This is a genomic window from Nocardia aurantia (assembly GCF_009604425.1).
Classification (GTDB): domain Bacteria; phylum Actinomycetota; class Actinomycetes; order Mycobacteriales; family Mycobacteriaceae; genus Nocardia; species Nocardia aurantia.
On sequence record NZ_WEGI01000004.1, the window covers coordinates 1 to 18881 of the forward strand.

Consider the following 18881-nt stretch of genomic DNA (forward strand, 5'->3'; position numbering starts at 1 on the left):
CGACTCCTACCGCATGAAACACCGCACGAAAGCAGGTGACCACCCCTGACCTGACCACCCCCACCCCCGCCGGGGGGTGGGGACTTCCCACCGGCCACCAGCGGCGACTCACAAATGGCCATTGACAGGTGATCAGGGTCTTCTCCGGCGACAGGCGCAAACCCATCGCCGTCATGACCCCGGCGATCTCCTCACGCAGGGCTTCGGCGTCGGCACGAGTGCCCGACACCATCAGGCACCAGTCGTCGGCATAGCGGACCAGCCGATAGTTCGGCAGTCCCCGGCGACGGCGCCTGGCCCGTTCGACCTTGCCGGCGGCCGGGCCGCCGGGCGCCTGGGCGATATGCTCGTCCAGCACCGACAACGCGATATTCGCCAGCAGCGGCGAGAGGATCCCGCCTTGCGGGACACCCGCAGTCGCGTCCTGCAACCGGCCTTCCTCGGTGAGGATGCCCGCCTTCAGAAACGCTTTCACCAACGCCAGAACGTGTTTGTCTCCGACACGCCGGCACACCCGCTCCATCAGAGCGGGGTGGTCGATCTCGTCGAAACACGCCTTGATGTCGCCTTCGACGACCCAGTGATAATTCCGGGGCCGGGTCGTCAGATAGCGCACTTCAGCCACAGCGTCCCACGCCCGGCGGTTGGGCCGGAAACCATACGAGCACGGCAGGAAATCCGCCTCGAAGATCGGCTCCAGCACCAACTTCAACGATGCCTGGACCACCCGGTCGGCCACGGTCGGGATCCCCAACCGGCGCAACTTGCCACCGGCTTTCGGGATCATCCGCTCACGCACCGGCATCGGGCGGAAGCTGCGCTGCTTCACCTGCGAACGCAACTGGCCGAGGAAGTCCCCGACCCCCTCGAACACCGCGACGGACAAGGCTGTTCGCCCATCCACCCCGGCAGTCCGGGCACCGGTGTTCCCGCTCACCCGATCCCACGCCACCACCAAGAACGCAGGATCACACACGAGGTTGAACAGATCATCGAACCGGCGACGAGGATCGCCGCAGGCCCAACGGTGCAGCTTCGTCTGGATATTCAGTACCCGTCGGCGAGCCTGCAACAGCACCACCTCCGGATCGTCGGTATTCACCGGCGACACACATTCCTCCTGATCTTCCAGTCCATGAAACCGCTTGTCTCGCTGACCCCCTTCGCCCTGCGGCCGCTTCTCGCGGCCTCCACGGCGGGTCGTCACTCCCGCGACTACTACGGGGCCTCCGCCCCACCGCTACGGTCCTCGACCGGAACAAGTCTCCCGATCCCGCCCGGATCGGCTATCCGGAACGAAATCCACGGTCCCGCACGATGGTTCCCACGTTCACCAGGTAATCGATCGGTCAGGGAGGCACCCAGCTCTACTCCGGCAGCACCGCCACGGCTACGCCGCAGACCTTCACCATGGCCACCTCACCGCACGAGATACACGGTTTCGGAGCCGAAACCCTTGGAGCTAGAGAGTTCCGAGCACTGCACACCGGCCCACATCCGCCAGGTTGGAGCCGGCTTCGCTGTTACGGAGCTTCGACCACTGGTTCGCTCACGCTGCACCTTCTGACCTCGCCCAACGGGCCCGCACCGTCTGGCAGTTCCAGCGCGACCCGCCCTCGTCGGGGCCGCTTGCCACCCGAACCGGCCGTTCCTCCGGACCAGGCTGCCCCCAGGCTTCACTCAAGCCGCTGCGACGACCCGAGGGAGACGGCCTCTCACCACCTCTCGACTATCCCAGCGCCTCGTGGCGCACAGCTCCCGCGCGAAGAAAGCCGACGCCAGCTTGAGAATCTCGTTGGCCTGCTTCAGATCTCGTACTTCTCTCCGCAGTTTCCGCAACTCGTCACGCTCGGCCGGCGACAGACCCGAACTCGTCGGTTTGCCCGGTCGCGCGCCCTCATCGAGGGCTTTCTTGATCCAGATCCGCAGTGTCTCGTAGTGCACATCGACCAGCGGGGCGATGGCCTGCGCGGCGGCATACGGGGATCCGTACTCATCGAGACGCTCGAGAGCCAGGCGTACAGCCTTCTCCCGAACCTCGGGCGGGTAACGCTTCGACATGATGGGAACCATCTTCCACTAGGAAGAAGCGGCCCCCAACCCGTGACGGTTCATCACAGCGCACCCCGTTCCAGGTCTTCTGCGGCTTCACGAAGCTTCGCGGCGGTGACCCTGGCCGGAACCAGGTCGTCGTCGGAGTGGAACGACTGGACTCGCATGTGGCCGGGCCGGTCGGGGTCCGGGCCGATGGTGATCACGGTCGACGCGTAGTACACAGCGTCGAGAAGTTCGGCGGGGGTGGCGTGGCCGGATGCGCTCACGACGAAACCCCCTGTGCCGTAGACGGCAAGAGGGTGTGACGGTGTGCTTTGTGCCGACGGGGATCGGTTAGGATGCGGGGATGACCACCGCAGAGCATGGGCGCCAGCGCCCGGCCGTTCATTTCGAAAATGAACAGCCGGAACGCGCTAGGTGCGCCATCAGGGACTCGAACCCCGAACCCGCTGATTAAGAGTCAGCTGCTCTGCCAATTGAGCTAATGGCGCTTGGTGTCGGCGCCGTTTCCGGCGCGAGGGAAACGATAACAGGATCACCTGCCGAACGTGAAATCGCCTGTTCAGCGGGGGTGGGGGGTGTGAAGTAACGGTTGTGGGCCCAGTTCGGGCTGATTGTCGTCTTCGTGCTGATCGGCTGGCAAAATCAGCGCAGCGCGCGTGCTCTCGTCCGATCCCTGACCCGAGCTGCGACCGGAGTGGTCCGAGTCGCACATCAGACATGGAAACGGGGCTGATATGAGCATTTGTCGAGGTGGGCGGTCTCTGGGGTCGCTGACCGCGGTGTCGCTGGTGGCGTTGCTTGCGGTCGGGTGTGACCGGTTGCACGACGCGTCGCCGGCGGGGCAGGTGCATTCCGCGTTGGAGCAGATAAGACCGAAGGTCGCCGTGCCGATCAAGGACGGTGACCTGGAAGTTTCGCCGGGTGTTCCGGTCAAGGTGCAGGTGGAGGATGGGACGTTGCTGTCGGTCAGTCTGACCGCGGCGGACGGGACCGTGGTGCCGGGGCAGTTGACGCCCGACGGGCACAGCTGGGAGATCACCCAGCCCCTGGATTTCTCGACCGCTTATCGGCTGCGGGCCGAGGCGGTGGGGTTGGGGGGTAAGACCACCTCGAACATGAATTTCGCCACACTCACGCCGCGGGTGAAGACCCATCCTTACCTCGATCCGAACGACGAGGAAGTGGTGGGGGTGGGGCAGCCGGTCGCGCTGCGATTCGACGAGAACGTGCCGGATCGCAAGGCGGCGCAGGATCTGGTGAAGATCACCACTACGCCGCCGGTCGAGGGGGCGTTCTATTGGATCAACAATCGTGAGGTGCGGTGGCGGCCCGAGCATTACTGGGCGCCGGGCACGCAGGTGACCATCGATGTGAACGGCTACGGGAAGAGTCTCGGCGAGGGAGTGGTGGTGGACGGGGACGTCCATTCCGCCTTCACCGTCGGCGAGGCGACGTTCTTCAATGCCGACGATTCCACCAAAACCGTTGTGGTGGAACGCAATGGGCAGGTGATCCGGACCATGCCGACCTCGATGGGCAAGGATTCGACCCCCACCGAGAACGGCATCTACATCATCGCCGACCGCAACGAGCAGATCATCATGGATTCGTCGACGTACGGGGTTCCGTCGAGCTCCCCGGACGGGTATCGGACGCCGGTCGACTACGCCACCCGGATGTCGTACAACGGGACCTTCATGCATTCGGCGCCGTGGTCGGTGGGCGCGCAGGGGTCCTACGACACCAGTCACGGCTGCCTGAATCTCAGCCCGGAGGATGCCCGCTGGGTCTACGAGAACGCCAAGCGCGGTGATGTCGCCGTGGTGCGCAACACGTCCGGCGATACGTTGTCGGGTGTGGACGGACTCGGGGACTGGAACATTCCCTGGGCGGAATGGAAGGCCGGGAACGCCGACAATCGGTGACGCGGGTCAGGGCGTGCAGGAGAGGTGGGTGCTGCCGAGGAGTGAGATCGCGCTGCCGGAGATGACGCAGAAGGCCTGACCGGCGGCCGAACCGGTGCTCACCACATCCTGGGCCGCGGGCTTGCTCGACGCCGGGGCCTCGGAGTTGGGCGTGGTGCTCGGCTCCAGCGGGATGGCCGCACCGGCGGCGGCGCCGGTCGCGGACAGCAGCAGGGCGCCGGCGAACGCGGCGGTGAGGGCATGTCGATTCACGGTCACGACTTTCTGCGGCGGGAGTTCGTGACGAGTCTACGGAAATCGGATGTGCCGGGAGATGTTTCGGTGATCTTCACAAGCGGCCGCGGGCGGATGCCACCGCCGCCACAAATCCGCTCGGTGCCAACGGATTCAGTGGTGGCGGCGGTGGGATCGGATCAGTAGGTGTAGAAGCCGCGCTTGGTCTTCCGGCCGAGGTAGCCCGATTCGACCATGCGGCGCAACAACACCGGGGGTGCGTAGTGCGGCTCGCGGAACTCCTCGTACAGCGATTCGGCGACGGCGAGGGTGACATCGAGGCCGATGGTGTCGGTGAGCCGCAGCGGGCCCTGCGGGTGGGCGCAGCCGGACACCATGCCCTCGTCGATGTCCTCGGCGCGGGCGAAGCCGGTTTCCAGCATGCGGATCGCCGAGCACAGGTAGGGGATCAGCAGCGCGTTCACGATGAACCCGGCCTGATCCTTGGATTCGATGGTGCGTTTGCCGAGGGTGTCCCGGGCCCATGCGGTGGCCTTGTCGGCCACCGCGCGGTCGGTCTTCAGGCTGACCACGATCTCGACCAGCGGCAGCACCGGCACCGGGTTGAAGAAGTGGATGCCGAGGACCCGTTCGGGGCGGGTGGTGGCGTTGGCGATCCGGACCACGGGGATCGAGGAGGTGTTCGTGGCCAGGATGGTCTCGGGTGCGACGAGCGCGTCGAGCTTGGCGAAGAACTCGGTCTTCAGCGACTCGATCTCGGGGGCCGCCTCGACCACCAGTTCCCGGTCGGCGAAATCGTCGATCGTGGTGGTGAGGGTGATCCGGGCGCGCGCCTCGTCCGCGGCCGCCTGTTCCAGCCGGCCGGACTTCACGGCCCGGGCCAGTGAGGTCTCGATCCGCGCGACGGCCGCGTCGGCGGCCTCCCGGTCGCGCTCGAGGACCAGCACGTTACCGCCGTTCCGGGCCGTGACCTCGGCGATCCCGGCCCCCATCGTGCCGCCGCCGATGACTCCGATGCGATCCACGCTTGCCGCTCCTTCGTTCGTGGGATGCTCTGGGCCGAGCCTATCGGCGGGGGGTGATTCGCCGGAATCCCGCCCCATCCAGTCTGGAATGAGTCATACTTCTGAATGTGTCCACTGTGTCGGACTTCGAGCGGATGCTCCGGGCGGCCGCTCTGCGTGTGACAGCACCGCGACTGGCGGTGCTGGCCGCGGCGCACGACCATCCGCACTCCGATACGGACACCCTCATCGGCCTCGTCCGCGAGGCCCTGGAAACGGTGTCCCACCAGGCCGTATACGACGTACTCCGGGCGCTGACCGGCGCCGGTCTGCTGCGCCGCATCCAGCCGACGGGTTCCGTCGCACGGTACGAGACGCGGGTGGGGGACAACCACCACCATGTCGTGTGCCGAGTGTGCGGCGCCATCGCCGATGTCGACTGTGCCGTCGGCGCGACACCCTGTCTGACCGCCGCCGACAGCAGCGGCTTCACCATCGACGAGGCCGAGGTCATCTACTGGGGCCGGTGTCCCGCCTGTGCTCTGCTGCCGACTCCCGACAGCCGTTGATCCACTGTGTGTGAAAGGGAATTCCATTGTCCGAGAGCAACACCGATCACAACATCATCGCCGAGGGACCGGCCGAGACCTCGGGTGGCTGCCCGGTCGCGTCCCGGGCGCCGTACCCCACCCAGGGCAGCGCCAACCAGAACTGGTGGCCGAACCGGCTGAACCTGAAGATCCTGGCCAAGAATCCGGCCGTCGCGAACCCGCTCGGCGGCGAATTCGATTACGCCGCAGCGTTCAACGGCCTGGACCTGCCCGCGGTGAAGAGTGACATCGCCGCGGTGCTGAACACCTCGCAGGACTGGTGGCCGGCCGACTACGGCCACTACGGCCCGCTGATGATCCGGATGGCCTGGCACGCCGCCGGCACCTATCGGATCAGCGACGGCCGCGGTGGCGCCGGCGCCGGTCAGCAGCGGTTCGCGCCGCTGAACAGCTGGCCCGACAACGCCAACCTGGACAAGGCCCGCCGGCTGCTGTGGCCGGTCAAGAAGAAGTACGGCCAGGCGCTGTCCTGGGCCGACCTGCTGGTCCTCACGGGCAACGTGGCGCTGGAGGACATGGGATTCCGGACCTTCGGTTTCGCCGGCGGCCGCCCGGACGTGTGGGAGTCCGAGGAGGACGTCTACTGGGGCCCGGAGACCGGCTGGCTCGACGACGAGCGCTACACCGGTGACCGCGAACTGGAGAACCCGCTCGCCGCGGTGCAGATGGGCCTGATCTACGTGAATCCGGAGGGCCCCAACGGAACTCCGGATCCGCTGGCCGCCGCCGTCGACATCCGGGAGACCTTCGCCCGGATGGCGATGAACGACGAGGAGACCGTCGCGCTGATCGCGGGCGGCCACTCGTTCGGCAAGACTCACGGCGCCGGTGACCCGGACCTGGTCGGCCCCGAACCGGAGGCCGCGCCGCTGGAGGCGCAGGGTCTCGGCTGGAAGAACGCGTTCGGCACCGGTAAGGGCGCCGACGCGATCACCAGCGGCCTGGAGGGCACCTGGACGCCCACCCCGACCGCCTGGGACAACAGCTTCTTCGACACCCTGTTCGGCAACGAGTGGACGCAGACCAAGAGCCCCGCCGGGGCGTGGCAGTGGATCCCGGTCGATCCCGAGGCCACCGTGGCCGACGCGCACGATTCGTCGAAGAAGCATCCGCTGGTGATGCTCACCACCGACCTCGCGCTGCGCCAGGACCCGATCTACGAGCCCATCTCCCGGCGTTTCCACGAGAATCCGGCCGAGTTCGCCGACGCCTTCGCTCGTGCCTGGTTCAAGCTGACCCATCGCGACATGGGCCCGCTCGCACGGTATCTCGGCCCCGAGGTGCCGAATGAGGTTCTGCTGTGGCAGGATCCGCTGCCCGCGGTGGAGCACGAGCTCGTCGACGCCGAGGATGTGGCGAGCCTGAAGCGCAGCATCCTCGACTCCGGACTGACCGTGTCCCAGTTGGTTTCGACCGCCTGGGCGTCGGCCTCGACCTTCCGCGGCAGCGACAAGCGCGGCGGGGCGAACGGTGCGCGGATCCGGTTGCAGCCGCAGGCGGGCTGGGAGGTCAACGAACCCGATCAGCTGGCCGTGGTGCTGCGTGCGCTCGAGGGAGTTCAGCAGGCGTTCAACACTTCGCACACCGGTAAGCAGGTTTCGCTGGCCGACGTGATCGTGCTGGCCGGCGCCGCGGGCGTCGAACAGGGCGCGCGCAACGCCGGTCTGGAGATCGAGGTGCCGTTCACCCCGGGCCGCACCGACGCCACCCAGGAGTGGACCGATGTCGAGTCCTTCGCGGCGCTGGAGCCGGCCGCCGACGGTTTCCGTAACTACCTCGGCAAGGGCCTGCGCCTGCCCGCGGAGTTCCTGCTGATCGACAAGGCGAACCTGCTCACGCTCAGCGCCCCCGAGCTGACCGTCCTCATCGGCGGCCTGCGCGTGCTCGGCGCGAACTACCAGGACTCGTCGCTCGGTGTCCTCACCGACCGGCCGGGATCGCTGACCAACGATTTCTTCGTGAACCTGCTCGAACTGGGCACGACCTGGACGCCGGTCACCGACGAGGCGGAGACGTTCGAGGGTCGCGACGCCGCCGGCGCGGTGCGCTGGACGGGCAGCCGGGTGGACCTGGTCTTCGGCTCGAATTCCGAGCTGCGGGCGCTGGCCGAGGTCTACGCGAGCGACGACGCGCACGAGAAGTTCGTGCGCGATTTCGTCGACGCCTGGGTGAAGGTCTCGAACCTGGACCGGTACGACCTGAAGTGATCGCGCACGGTCCGGCCGGGTCCGTCCCGGCCGGAACCGTCTGCTGTGCAACGATTCTCGCCGCTTCCCGCGAATCCGGGGTGCGGCGAGAATCGTTTCGCGTCAGTCGTGGGTGAGGTGCAGCGGCCGGGACGCGCCGCGTAGCGCCGGAACCAGCAGCACGGTGACGAGGACCGTGATCGCGGCCAGCGCGCCGATGCCGGTCGCCAGTCCGCCGGTGCCCGCCTGTAGCCCGGCGACGACCAGGGCCGAGGCGAACTGGCCGAGGAACAGCGTGCCGGTCCACAGGCCCGTGCCGCGGCCGCGCTGCTCGAAGGTGAGCCGGTTGACCGCCCACACCAGCAGCGTCGGCAACATCAGCCCGGTGCCGAATCCGGTGACGATCGCGCCGGCGATGATCACCGGAACCGCGTGGGTCGCGGCCACGATTCCGAGACCGACAGCGGTGCAACCGAATTCGATCGGCACCAGCCGGGCGGCGGTCGACCCGGAGAGGCGGCCGAACAGGCCCGCGCCGATGGCGGTGGCCAGGGACATCGCGGCGCTGATGCCGCCGATCGCGGCGGTCGAGCCGACCCCGGCGTCGTCGAGAACGAAGGACAGCTCGACGATCAAGGCGTAGAACAGGATTCCGCCGAAGAGGGTGACCAGGCAGGGCGCGGCTAGCTGCCGCCACGGCAGCGCAACCAGTTTCGCGGAACGCGGACCGGAACGTGCCGGCTCCCACAAGATCCGGGCCATCGGCACGGCCAGCAGCGCCGCCGCCAGGTACAGCCAGAACGGGGTGCGCCAGCCCGCGCCGCCGAGTGCGCCCCCGGCGCCGAGGAATACGGTGGCCGCGATCGCGGTGGTGAGCGTCTGCAGGCCCATGTACCGGGCGCGGCGCGGCCCGGACCAGTAGTCGCCGATCATCGTGGTGCAGCTGGTCATGATGGCCGCCTCGCACAGGCCGAGCAGTACCCGGCTCGCCACGATCGCCGGCAGCGAGGGCAGATACAGCGGTGCGGTGCCGACCACCGAGTAGCAGATCATCGCGATCAGCAGCGTCCGGCGGCGGTCGACCCGATCGGCGACGAATCCGGCGAACGGCGCGGTGAGACCGACCAGCAGGGCGGGCGCCGACAACATCAGCGGGGTCAGGACCTCGACCCCGGCGGTCCCGGTGAAGGCATCCTTCACCTGCGGCAACACCGGCGCGAGCAGTGTGGCGCCGAGTACCGGCATGCAGCTCGCCGCCAGCAGCAGCGCCAACTGCGGGCGTCCGGCGGCGGGGGCTTGCGGCGCGGCGAGGGGGACTTGGATTTCCGACACGAGACACCTTCGGTACAACGAGTGAACTGGGCCACAACATGGCGTGGCTCACAGCGTGTCGGAACGGCCCGGGTGAGGGGAACCCAAAATTCGCTATACCCGCCATCCATCGGATGGATCGGCCGCGGTCGCCGAGTCGGGCGGACCCGGGTTCTACAGGATCTCGGCCTTCCGCAGAGCTTCGAGCTGCCGCCAGACTTCGTGGTCGGCCGGCAGGTAGGTGGCGAGATCGTCCTGCGCCGAAAGGTTTTCGGTGACAATACGCAGCCGGGCGGTGGAATTCGCGTTGCCGTACCAGAATTCGAGCGGGATATCGGTGAGGGCGACCAGGAGTCCGCCGGGCAGGAAGTCGCCCGCGGTGAGCGGGTCCTGCTCCAGCAGGGTCAGCGCCCAGGACACCACCGACTCCAGGCTCTCCCGTTGGCGCAGCAGCACAGACAGTTCTTCCGCGCCCAGCGCGCGGATCGGTGTCTGCCGCAGGGTGTGCACCGCCTGCTGTTCCCGCGACGCCCCGGCCGGTGGTTCCGGCCTGGTCTCGCCGTCGAGATCCTCGAGCGTCAAACTCCCCAGGTCGATGGTGTTCATACTGTCCTCGCCGTTCTGCAACCCCTCTTCGACGGTACCCGCCGGACCGATCACCAGGGCAGCGGGCCGGCGTCGGCGAAGAACTCGCACACGATTCGCCGCCGCCGCTCGCTCGTTACAGTCGAACCGGTTCTGTTCGGGTGGTACCGCGTGACGAGAGGCTCTGATGGATTTCGACGAGCTCGGCCTGATCCTGCGCGGGCTCGGGGTGCCCGATTCGGTCGCCTCGATCGGCCGGTACGCCGACGGCCATTACTGTCTGGTGCCCGCCGCGGACGGGAACTTCGAGGTCTGCCGGTTCGAGCGCGGCGCGAAACAGGATCTGTGCGTGTATGCCTCGATGAGTAGCGCGTGCCTGGGATTTCTCGGGGTCATCGGCGGCGGCTTGACCGGGTTGCAGCCGGTGCCACCGGGGCACGGGGTCCGCAACGCGCTGGGCGGGGCGTCCTACGCGCATCCGGCGGTGCAGCGGCTGCTCGCGGACGACAGCGATTCGGTGTTCGGCCGGCTGCCGGAACCGGAGTGGATCCGGCGCTTCGTGGTTCCGGAGGATCGCGCGCTGCCGATCGGGCAGCGCCGGCTGATCTGGCCGGACGCGATCCGGCATCCGGACGGGTTCACCACCCCGTCGGACCGGGCGCCGGCGCGATTGGACGCCGGCAGCGTCCTGGATTCGTTCGGGCCCACCTTCACCCGGGTCCTGTACGAGGCGGGCACCTCGTTCGGCGCCCGGTCGCTGCCCATCGATTACGCGCAGTCGGGCTATCGGCGCTGGCGGGTACTGCAACCGGTACCGGTGTGGACCGGTACGGTCGCGCCCTGGTTCGGCCGCCCGGGCGGCGCGATCCAGCACCGCACCATGACACCGGTGATCGATCTGGCCGGCGCCGGATTCGTCGAGGAACTGCCGCTGTGACCGCGCTCGGTGAGCAACTGCCCCCGCAGGACCCGGTGAGTCAGTTCGCCCTCTTCTCGAAGGTGGACGTGCCGGGCCGGCTGGTGTCGGAAAACGCTGTCCGCGAACAGAGCTGGTGCATCCTGCGCGCCGCGGACGGCTGGTACGAGGTCTTCTACTACGAACACGGTTCGCGCACCGAGAAACTCGGCCGTGCCGCCACCCGGACCGCCGCCCTCCGCCTGCTCGGCGGCCGGTTGCTGCATGCCGACATCCTCAACCGCAGGACCGCCACCTGACCGAAAGCTCCGGCGCCGCAGGCATTTCCGGAGCCTTCGGCCGGAGCGTCACGCCGGGTATCCGCCCGCCGCGATGTCCTCGAGCAGGGTCGGGCCGGTGGGGGTCCAGCCGAGCAGTTCCCGGGTGACGGCGCTGCTCGCGGCGCCGTCGGCGGCGAAGAAGCGGCCGATCCAGCCGAAGTGGCCGGCCACGTCCTCGGGTGCGACGGCGGCGACGGGCAGGTCGAGGGCGCGGCCGATCGCCTCGGCGATCTCCCGGGTGGGCACGCCCTCCTCCGCGACGGCGTGCAGGCGGGATCCGGCCGGCGCCTTCGCCAGGCCGAGGACCGCCATGCGGGCGGCGTCGGTGCGGTGCACGGCGGACCAGCGGTTGGCGCCGTCGCCGGGGTAACCGGAGACGCCGCGCTGCCGGGCGATATTCGCGAGGACCGAGATGAAGCCGTGGTCACCCAGGCCGTGCACCGTCGGCGCGAAGCGCAGGCTCACGCTGTGCACGCCGCGGTCGACGTACTCCAGCGCGAGATTCTCGGTGCCGCCGCGCGGCGCATCCGGCCCGTGGAACGGGCTCGGGTCGGCCTCGGTGGCGGGCCGGCCCTGGGCGAGCCCGGCTGTGCCCGATGCCAGCAGGAACGGCCGGCCCGAGCCGGCGAGGGCGTCGGCGATGGCCTGCACCGCCGCGCGTTCGGCGGCGGCCGTGCCGATCGGGTCGGCGAAGTCGTGCTTGTTCGCCAGGTGGAAGACGGCCTCGGCGGCCTCGGCGCCGGCCCGGATGCCGGCCGGATCGTCGAGATCGCCGCGGCGGACCAGGGCTCCCTTGGCCGCCAGGGCCGCGGCCGAGGCCTCCGACCTGGCCAGGCCGGTGACCTCGTGCCCGGCGGCGAGCAGTTCGTCGACGATCGCGGAGCCGATCCATCCACTGGCTCCGGTGACGAAAACGCGCATGACGAGTTTCTCCTTCGACTGATGTCAGTGACAGACATCAACCTACACCCGAAGTCAGTCGCTGTCATCACCTAGAATCGTCGGCATGGCGCGTTGGGAACCCGGGACCGCGGAGCGGCTGCAACAGGCCGCACTCGAACTGTTCGCGAGCCGCGGCTACGAGCAGACGACCGCCACCGAGATCGCCCAGTCCGTGGGCCTGACCGAGCGGACCTTCTTCCGGCACTTCGCCGACAAGCGGGAGGCGCTGTTCCACGGTCAGGAGCGGCTCGAGCAGGCGTTCCTGAGCGGGATGGACGCCGCGCCCGCGGACGCCGGTCCGCTGGAGATCGTCATGGTCGCCCTGCGCCGGGTGGCGACGGAATTCTTCCCGGACGAACGCCGCGCGCGTTCCCGGACGCGGCAGGCGATCATCGACCGGAACGCGGCCCTGCGGGAACGCGAACTACACAAGCTGGCCACGCTGGCCACCACGGTCGCCGCCGCCCTGCGCGATCGCGGCGTCGGCGAACTGCCGGCGGGTCTAGCGGCGGAATCCGGTATGACGGTGTTCGCGCTGTCGTTCGGGCTGTGGCTCCGCGAGGACGAACAGCGCTCCCTCGCGGACATCCAGGCCGACGTGTTCACCGAACTGTCCGGACTGACCGCGGCCGCGGCCAGGTCAGCCGTGGACGACGTGCAGCAGCGCGAAGTCCAGCGGTAACCGCCGCTGGCCCACCAGTTTCAGGCCCGCCGCGGCGAGCAGCGTGCCGTAGTGGTCGTAACTGCGTTCGCGCCCACCGACATTGCAGAGCATGTGCAGATCCCACGCCGGAGCCAGTGAGCCGGTACCGGTTTCGGGCAGCAGGCGCTCGACGATGTAGAGATCGGCGTGCGCGGGCATCGCGTTCGCGCAGCGCCGCAGGATCGTCGCGCACTGCTCGTCGTCCCAGTCGTGCAGCACCCGCGACAACAGGTAGATGTCGCCGCCGCCGGGCACCGTCGTGGTGAAGTCACCGGGGACCAGATCGCAGCGCTCCAGCAGCCCCGCCGCCCGCAGTCCCGGCCGCGCCTGCTCGAGGGTGACGGCCCGCTCGAACAGCACCCCGCGCAACTGCGGATTCGCCTGCAGCACACCGGCGAGCAGCTCGCCGTTGCCGCCGCCGACATCGACCACCGTGTTCGCGCCGGCGCAGTCGAGCAGCTTGCCGACGCGGCCGAACATCGCGGCGCCGGCGGCCATGGCGTCGTCGAACATCGCCGCGCGATCGGGTTCGGCGGCGAAATAGTCGAAATGGTGCTGCCCGAAGTGATGATCGAAGGCGGTGCGCCCGGTGCGCACGGAATAGCCCAGCTCGGCGAAGGATTCGTAGAAGTAACCACCGTAGAGCCGGGCCAGCGGCCGCAGCGACCGCTCGGCGGTGGTGGCGAGCGGGGCGCCGACATCGGTCAGCGCCCAGCCGTCACCGGCCGGCCGGACCACGTCCAGATCGGCGAGATACCGCAGCAGCCGGGCCAGCGCGTCCGGATCGGTGCCGGTGTGCCGCGCGAGATCCGTTGCGGCGCTGCCCGGTGCGGCGGCGAGCCGGTCGGCGATGCCCAGATCGGCGGTGGCGGCCAGCGCCTGCGTGGCCCACGCGCCGGTGAGCAGCCGCAGCAGCCGGGTGGCCGGATCGGTGGTCTCGGCCAGATGCGCGGCCAGCACCTCCGGATGGTGACCGGCGACGAACAACTCGAGGCGCCGGTGTGCTTCGCGGGCGTGCCCGGTGCCGGCGAAGTACAGCACGGTGCTGTTCTCGTGTTCGTTGTAACCGCCACCGTCGCTGCCCATTCGGCCGGGCCCGGTGAGCAGCGCCCGCAATCCGGTGAGCGTGACGGTGTCGATCGGACCGGTGGCCAGCGCCACATGGTTCTCGTGCGCGGCGTCGCGCTCGGCCGCCGCCACCTGTGCGGGTCCGTCGACCAGAGCGAAAATCTCCACCTCGCACGGTGTTCCGTCGGCGGCGGGTATCCCGGCCCGCACGATCGATACCGGCAGTTCCGCCGCGGGCAGGCCGTGCCGGGCCGCGAGCCGTTGCCGCACAACGACACTCGGCATCGGCGGCCGGGCGGTGACCCGATGGGCGGCCAGCGCCTCGTCCAGCGCCGCCAGATCCGGCGGGAACACCAGGACCGCGGCGTGCGCGAGCCGGCAGTGCGCGGCCACGGCGACGCGCTGGGCCTCGGTCAGATCGGGCACCAGGGCGGCGAGTACCCGTGTGCTGTCGTGGGTTCGGATGAATCGAACGGCCGCGTCCACCTGATCCAGGTCGGCGGGGTCGAGAGTCGATAGTGCCAGCGAACGGGTCATGCGCCCTCCTGGGTTCAGATGTCGACGTAGCTTTCCGCGAAGAAGTCCCGATGAGAGCGCGAGGTGGCCAGGCTGTGCAGTTGCGCGCGCTGCAGATCCCGCCGGAAGGCGGCCGCGGGGCCGGTCGGCGGGTGCAGCAACTCGATCATGCTGTTCGAGAACTGTTGCGCACGGAGAATTCTCGGCAGCAGATCGGCGGAGTAGCGGTCCAGTGCGGTGTGGTCGTAATGCCGGACCGCGCGGGTGAACGCCTCGGCCAGGGCGCGGGCGCCGAGGACGGCCAGATTCGCGCCCTTGGCCGCGGACGGACTGATCGAGGTGGCCGCGTCGCCCGCCAGGAACAGCTTCCCCTCCTGGAGGGGGTCGAGGATCTCCGACCGCAGGTGCACCAGGCTGCGCTCGATGATCGCGCCCTCGCGCAGCGGCCCGTGGCGGTCGGCGCCGAGCCGCCGGGCCAATTCCGCCCAGATCCGCGGTTCTTCCCAGTTCAGCGCGTCGCCGTGCGGAGCGCACTGCAGGTAGTAGCGGGTGATCTCGGCGCTGCGCGGCATCTGCCCGGCGAAGCCGTCCGGGTGCACCCCGTAGACGACCGTCGAGGTGGTGGGCGGGGCCTGGGCCAGCAGCGCCAGCCAGGTGATGTCGTATTCGTTCACCGTCCGGGCGACGGTGACCGTCCGGCGGGCGAGGCCGCGAGCGCCGTCGCATCCACCGATATACCGTGCGGCGAAACGATGTTCGCGGCCCTCGGCATCCCGGGCCTGAACCAGCGGCCGGTCGCCGAAGCGGTCGTGGATCTGCTCGGCGGTCAGTTCGAAGCGCAGATCGCCGCCGCGCCGGAGGAACTCCGCGACCAGGTCGGTGACCAGATTCTGCTGCGGATACACCGTATGTGGCTCGCCGCGCCCCAGCTCGGCGTAGTTCAGTTCGAAACGACCCGCCGCGCTTCGGAATTCACAGATGCCGTGGGTCTGCCCGCCGGCTCGCAGTCCGGCGTCCAGACCGTGCTCGCGCAACACCGCGACACTCTCCGGGGCCAGGAATCCGGCCCGGGCGCGCTGCTCGATATGGGCCCGGCTGCGCCGCTCCAGGATGACGCACTCGACGTCGGCCGCCCGCAGCAGGTTGCCGAGGACGAGACCGGCGGGACCTGCGCCCAGGATGAGAACCGCAGTGGTGTGGGTACTGCCATCGGCGCGCACGATTCGAAACCTAGATCAACTGTGGTGGTTTGTCAGATCAACCCAGGCGTGTCGGCGAATCTGTGGCGCAGGCAACACATGTCCGGCAGGCGGCGCGGATGTGAACGCGCTATGAATCATGCTGCGCGCAATGGTGTTTCACCGAAAGCAGCGACCGTACCCTCGGCCGATGCGGTCATTCGGGCGATCGGCGTGGGGTGATGCGGGGCAGGCTGCCCTGTTCGGGGATGCGGCGCGATGGCGGCCGCGGGTGGTGTGGCGGCGTGCCGCCGAGTGGCTGACCGCCACCCGGGCCCGCCGGGTCGCGGTCCGGCTGATGTCGGGCCTGGCGATGCTGTCCGCGCTCGCGCCGGCCGCGGGGATGGCCGGCGCGGCGACGCGCACCGACGCCGCGGGGACCACCACCATCGACGCGATCTCCTGGATGAACGTGCGGGACTCGTCGGGAATCGCGTTGTCCGACTATGTGTTCGCGACCGACCACGGTTCCCTGCTGCATCCCTCCGATACGGTGCTGTCGACCGTGCTGGACCTGGAGTTCGCCGGATTCATGGCGCTGGTGGTCACGGCGATCTGGCTGATCGGATACGCGATCAGCTTCCGCTGGCTGGACCTGGTGGCGCAACCGTTGAGCGGCGCCGCGGACGCCCTCGCCGGACAGGTGGCCACCACTGCGCTGCTGCTGGTGGCCGCGACCGCCGGGGCGTTTTTCGTCGGCTGGTTCGTGTTGCGCGGCCAGATCGCCAAGGCCACACTGCAAATCGTGACCATGCTGGCCGTGGCGGTCGGCGGGGTGCTGTGCCTGGCCCATCCGCTGGCCGATGTGCTGTCCGGCGACGGGCTCGTGGTGCAGGGGCGCGATGTCGGGCTGGCCGTGGCGGCGGGCCTCAACGGGGACGCCGATCCGAATCCGGCATCGGTGGCGGCCGGCATGCAGGGTACGCTCGCCGACAATTTCGTGCGACATCCGTTGCAGGTGTGGAACTTCGGGCACGTCGTCGACGATTCGCCGGCCTGCCGCGCCGAATGGTCGGCCGGGGTGGCGGCCGGCAGCGACGACCGGATCACCGCCGGGATGCGGCGCTGCGGGGACGCCGCGGCCTACGCGAAGGCCGAGAATCCGAACGCGGGCCAGATCTGCACCGGGTTGCTGCTGTTGCTGTTCGGCGGGCTGCTGCTCGTGTTCGGGGTCTACCTGGCCGGCAAGATCGTGGTGGCCGCCGCGGAGGCGATCTATCACGGCTTCCTGAGCATATTCGGTTTCGCCGCAGGTGGTTTCGTCTACGGGCCGACGCAGGTCTTCCTCGTCCGCAATGTGGTGGACGTGTTCGTCGCGGCCGCGAAGATGGTCGCGTTCACCGTCTATCTCGCGGTGTACTCACTCGTGCTCGACGACGTGTTCCGGCAGGCCGAGGGCCACGGAGTGGCGGTGATCTTCATCGGTGGCGCGGTGATGATCGTCGGGGTGATCCTGCTGCGCCGGGCCGGACGCACGGTGGCGGCGCAGGGCGGCCGGATCACGGATCGACTCGGCAGCGTGCTGGCGACCGGGCAGGCGCCCGCGCCCGCCGGTGCGTCGATGGCCGCGGCGGGCGCCGCCTCCTCGGGCTCGGGCCGCCTGCTCACCGCCCTCGCCGCGGTGAACACCCTCAACGCTAGCCCGGTGACCGAATACCTGATGGGCCGCAGGCGTTTTCCGCTCAGCTCGCGATCGCGGCTGCGGCAGCAGGCGGAGCTCGCGAACATGGAGACCAGTGCCGAGGCCGGCCGGCGGGGCTGGATGCTGAGCTACTACAGCACCCGCGAACAGGTCCTCGATTCGGCCCGGTCCGCCGCTGCCGAGCACGGCCACACCGCACTCGGCGCCGCCGTGGCGGTGGACCGCGTGATCGATCGCGGCGGCAACCTCGGTGATGTCGAATCAGCGCTCGCCGCAGCCGGTTTCGCGGACAAGAGCATGCGGATCGCCGCCATCGAGGCTTACCGTCACCGCACCGGCTGGGCCCCGAACATGTGGGACGGCGACCGCTACCTCGGCGAGGCCATCGCCTCCCTGAACATTCTGAAACTCGGCCGCACCCCGGCGAATCTGGCGCTGTTCCAGCGCACCGCCCATCGGCTGGCGAACGACCGATTCGCCGATCCCGAGCTGCAATTCGCGCGCTTCACCCCCGCGGAGCAGACCTTCCTGCACCGTTATTTCGCGGCCCCGGCGAAGCCGCTCCACGACGCCATCGACCAGGTCGCCACCGGCGCCGCCACCACCATTCCCGGTCTGCCGGGCACGGTTTCGGCGGACCGCGCCGCGATGCTGAACAGATTCCTCAACGTCCACCTCAGCCGGGAATATCTGGCCGCGGCACAGGCCGGCGACCTACCGGCAGCCGCCGAGACGCTGCGGAAGATGGCGCTACCGGAATACTGGGCGGGCACCAGCCGGTTCACTCCGGCCAAGACCATCCCGGCCTTCTGAACGAGCTCAGCCCAGGTCGTAGGTGTATCGGCTCGTCGGGACGACGTCGAGATCACGGTCCGCGCCGAAGGTGGCGACACTGCGCAACATCCGGGTGACCCGCCCCCGCAACTCGTCGTCGTCCCCACCGCTTCCCCAGAACGCGTGCGGATCGGTCATCGCCGCCATCGGGAACAGCTCCTCGACCAGCCCGGCGACCGCGGGCCCGTCGGTGACCGGCTCGACCACCGTGTTCTGGACATAACCGAAGGTGGCCTGGGTCTCGATGGCGACGGCGGTGTGGTTGTCGTGCCAGGTCCGCAGCCAGGTGTGCCGGCTCATCCCGTCCGGGATCCGCAGCAACGCGATATTGGCCAGCGCGTCGCACCGCTGCCCGTTCCCGGTCACCGGCGGCGGCAGCGGCACCCGCTCGTCCACGATCCACCCCGCGAGCCGATCCGCGGTGGCGGACAACAGTTTCGTGATCACGGCATGGTCGGCGCACCACACACTGATGATCGCCGTGACGGGCTCCGGCCCGGTACTGATCCGCGTCTGCGCCGCCGCGACATCGGCATCGGAGACGTTGACCTGCAAGGCCCTCGCCCCGGCGTCGGCCAGCCCGCGATGCAACGCGGACCCGTGCAACGTGGTCTCCAGATCCTCGCCCCACAGGGCATACATCAGTTTCATGGCGCGCCTTTCGATCCTGGTGCCATGATGGTGGCCCCTCGGATCTCATCAGGCAATCATCCGGATAATGGAACGGTCGCCGGCCGCGGTCCGATTCATCGGGATTTTCGTGGCCGGCGGGGTTTTGCCGACCATAT

18 protein-coding genes and 1 tRNA gene are annotated in these 18881 nt (G+C 69.0%); 7 read left to right on the forward strand and 12 right to left on the reverse strand.

Going from position 1 to position 18881, the window contains the following annotated elements; genetic code table 11:
• The 4 genes from NRB56_RS09295 to NRB56_RS09310 form a co-directional block, all read right to left on the reverse strand.
• Positions 1–1102, reverse strand: a 1102-nt coding sequence (locus tag NRB56_RS09295; RefSeq protein WP_319942763.1) for a reverse transcriptase domain-containing protein, incomplete at its 3' end; no start/stop codon positions are given.
• Positions 1103–1680: 578 nt separating this feature from the next.
• Positions 1681–2061 (reverse strand): transposase, encoded by a 381-nt coding sequence (locus NRB56_RS09300; protein ID WP_194290786.1) that lies wholly within the window; start codon positions 2059–2061, stop codon positions 1681–1683.
• Between the two features lie 53 nt (positions 2062–2114).
• Complete coding sequence (locus NRB56_RS09305) at positions 2115–2321, reverse strand: hypothetical protein (protein WP_153340522.1); 207 nt, start codon at positions 2319–2321, stop codon at positions 2115–2117.
• 152 nt (positions 2322–2473) lie between these two features.
• Positions 2474–2546, reverse strand: a tRNA-Lys gene (locus NRB56_RS09310).
• Between the two features lie 246 nt (positions 2547–2792).
• Here NRB56_RS09310 and NRB56_RS09315 point away from each other — a divergent pair.
• Entirely contained in the window at positions 2793–3983 is a 1191-nt protein-coding gene (locus NRB56_RS09315; protein WP_153340524.1) for a L,D-transpeptidase, read from the forward strand.
• Positions 3984–3989: 6 nt separating this feature from the next.
• Here the strand turns inward: NRB56_RS09315 and NRB56_RS09320 are convergent, their stop codons facing one another.
• Entirely contained in the window at positions 3990–4235 is a 246-nt protein-coding gene (locus tag NRB56_RS09320) for a hypothetical protein (protein WP_153340526.1), read from the reverse strand.
• A gap of 161 nt (positions 4236–4396) precedes the next feature.
• On the reverse strand, positions 4397–5242 hold the full coding sequence (locus tag NRB56_RS09325) for a 3-hydroxybutyryl-CoA dehydrogenase (protein WP_319942764.1): 846 nt from the start codon (positions 5240–5242) through the stop codon (positions 4397–4399).
• Between the two features lie 107 nt (positions 5243–5349).
• Here NRB56_RS09325 and NRB56_RS09330 point away from each other — a divergent pair, with 107 nt between their 5' ends.
• Together NRB56_RS09330 and katG are read left to right on the forward strand one after the other, a co-directional pair.
• Complete coding sequence (locus NRB56_RS09330; protein ID WP_319942765.1) at positions 5350–5790, forward strand: Fur family transcriptional regulator; 441 nt, start codon at positions 5350–5352, stop codon at positions 5788–5790.
• A gap of 26 nt (positions 5791–5816) precedes the next feature.
• Positions 5817–8039: a catalase/peroxidase HPI gene (gene katG, locus NRB56_RS09335; protein ID WP_153340528.1), complete on the forward strand. Its 2223-nt coding sequence runs from the start codon at positions 5817–5819 to the stop codon at positions 8037–8039.
• A 102-nt stretch (positions 8040–8141) separates the two neighbouring features.
• On the opposite strand, the gene NRB56_RS09340 is transcribed toward katG, so the two are convergent.
• Together NRB56_RS09340 and NRB56_RS09345 are read right to left on the reverse strand one after the other, a co-directional pair.
• Entirely contained in the window at positions 8142–9350 is a 1209-nt protein-coding gene (locus NRB56_RS09340) for an MFS transporter (RefSeq protein WP_319942766.1), read from the reverse strand.
• A 153-nt stretch (positions 9351–9503) separates the two neighbouring features.
• Positions 9504–9935 (reverse strand): contact-dependent growth inhibition system immunity protein, encoded by a 432-nt coding sequence (locus tag NRB56_RS09345; protein ID WP_227837457.1) that lies wholly within the window; start codon positions 9933–9935, stop codon positions 9504–9506.
• A gap of 166 nt (positions 9936–10101) precedes the next feature.
• On the opposite strand from NRB56_RS09345, the gene NRB56_RS09350 reads away from it, so the two are divergent.
• Positions 10102–10851, forward strand: a complete 750-nt coding sequence (locus tag NRB56_RS09350; protein WP_153340532.1) for a TNT domain-containing protein — start codon at positions 10102–10104, stop codon at positions 10849–10851.
• Complete coding sequence (locus tag NRB56_RS09355; RefSeq protein WP_319942767.1) at positions 10848–11129, forward strand: hypothetical protein; 282 nt, start codon at positions 10848–10850, stop codon at positions 11127–11129. The genes NRB56_RS09350 and NRB56_RS09355 overlap by 4 nt, the downstream gene beginning before the upstream one ends.
• Before the next feature lie 48 nt (positions 11130–11177).
• On the opposite strand, the gene NRB56_RS09360 is transcribed toward NRB56_RS09355, so the two are convergent.
• Complete coding sequence (locus NRB56_RS09360; RefSeq protein ID WP_153340534.1) at positions 11178–12071, reverse strand: SDR family oxidoreductase; 894 nt, start codon at positions 12069–12071, stop codon at positions 11178–11180.
• A gap of 85 nt (positions 12072–12156) precedes the next feature.
• On the opposite strand from NRB56_RS09360, the gene NRB56_RS09365 reads away from it, so the two are divergent.
• On the forward strand, positions 12157–12774 hold the full coding sequence (locus tag NRB56_RS09365; RefSeq protein ID WP_153340536.1) for a TetR/AcrR family transcriptional regulator: 618 nt from the start codon (positions 12157–12159) through the stop codon (positions 12772–12774).
• Here the strand turns inward: NRB56_RS09365 and NRB56_RS09370 are convergent.
• Positions 12733–14400, reverse strand: a complete 1668-nt coding sequence (locus NRB56_RS09370; protein WP_153340538.1) for a methyltransferase — start codon at positions 14398–14400, stop codon at positions 12733–12735. The two genes, NRB56_RS09365 and NRB56_RS09370, sit on opposite strands and share 42 nt — an antisense overlap.
• A 14-nt stretch (positions 14401–14414) precedes the next feature.
• Complete coding sequence (locus tag NRB56_RS09375) at positions 14415–15599, reverse strand: 4-hydroxybenzoate 3-monooxygenase (RefSeq protein WP_319942768.1); 1185 nt, start codon at positions 15597–15599, stop codon at positions 14415–14417.
• A gap of 169 nt (positions 15600–15768) precedes the next feature.
• Here NRB56_RS09375 and NRB56_RS09380 point away from each other — a divergent pair, with 169 nt between their 5' ends.
• Entirely contained in the window at positions 15769–18072 is a 2304-nt protein-coding gene (locus tag NRB56_RS09380) for a hypothetical protein (RefSeq protein WP_153340540.1), read from the forward strand.
• A gap of 6 nt (positions 18073–18078) precedes the next feature.
• Here the strand turns inward: NRB56_RS09380 and NRB56_RS09385 are convergent, their stop codons facing one another.
• The gene (locus NRB56_RS09385; RefSeq protein ID WP_153340542.1) at positions 18079–18744 is read right to left on the reverse strand and encodes a hypothetical protein; all 666 of its coding nucleotides are present in this window, start codon (positions 18742–18744) and stop codon (positions 18079–18081) included.
• Positions 18745–18881: the final 137 nt, after the last annotated feature.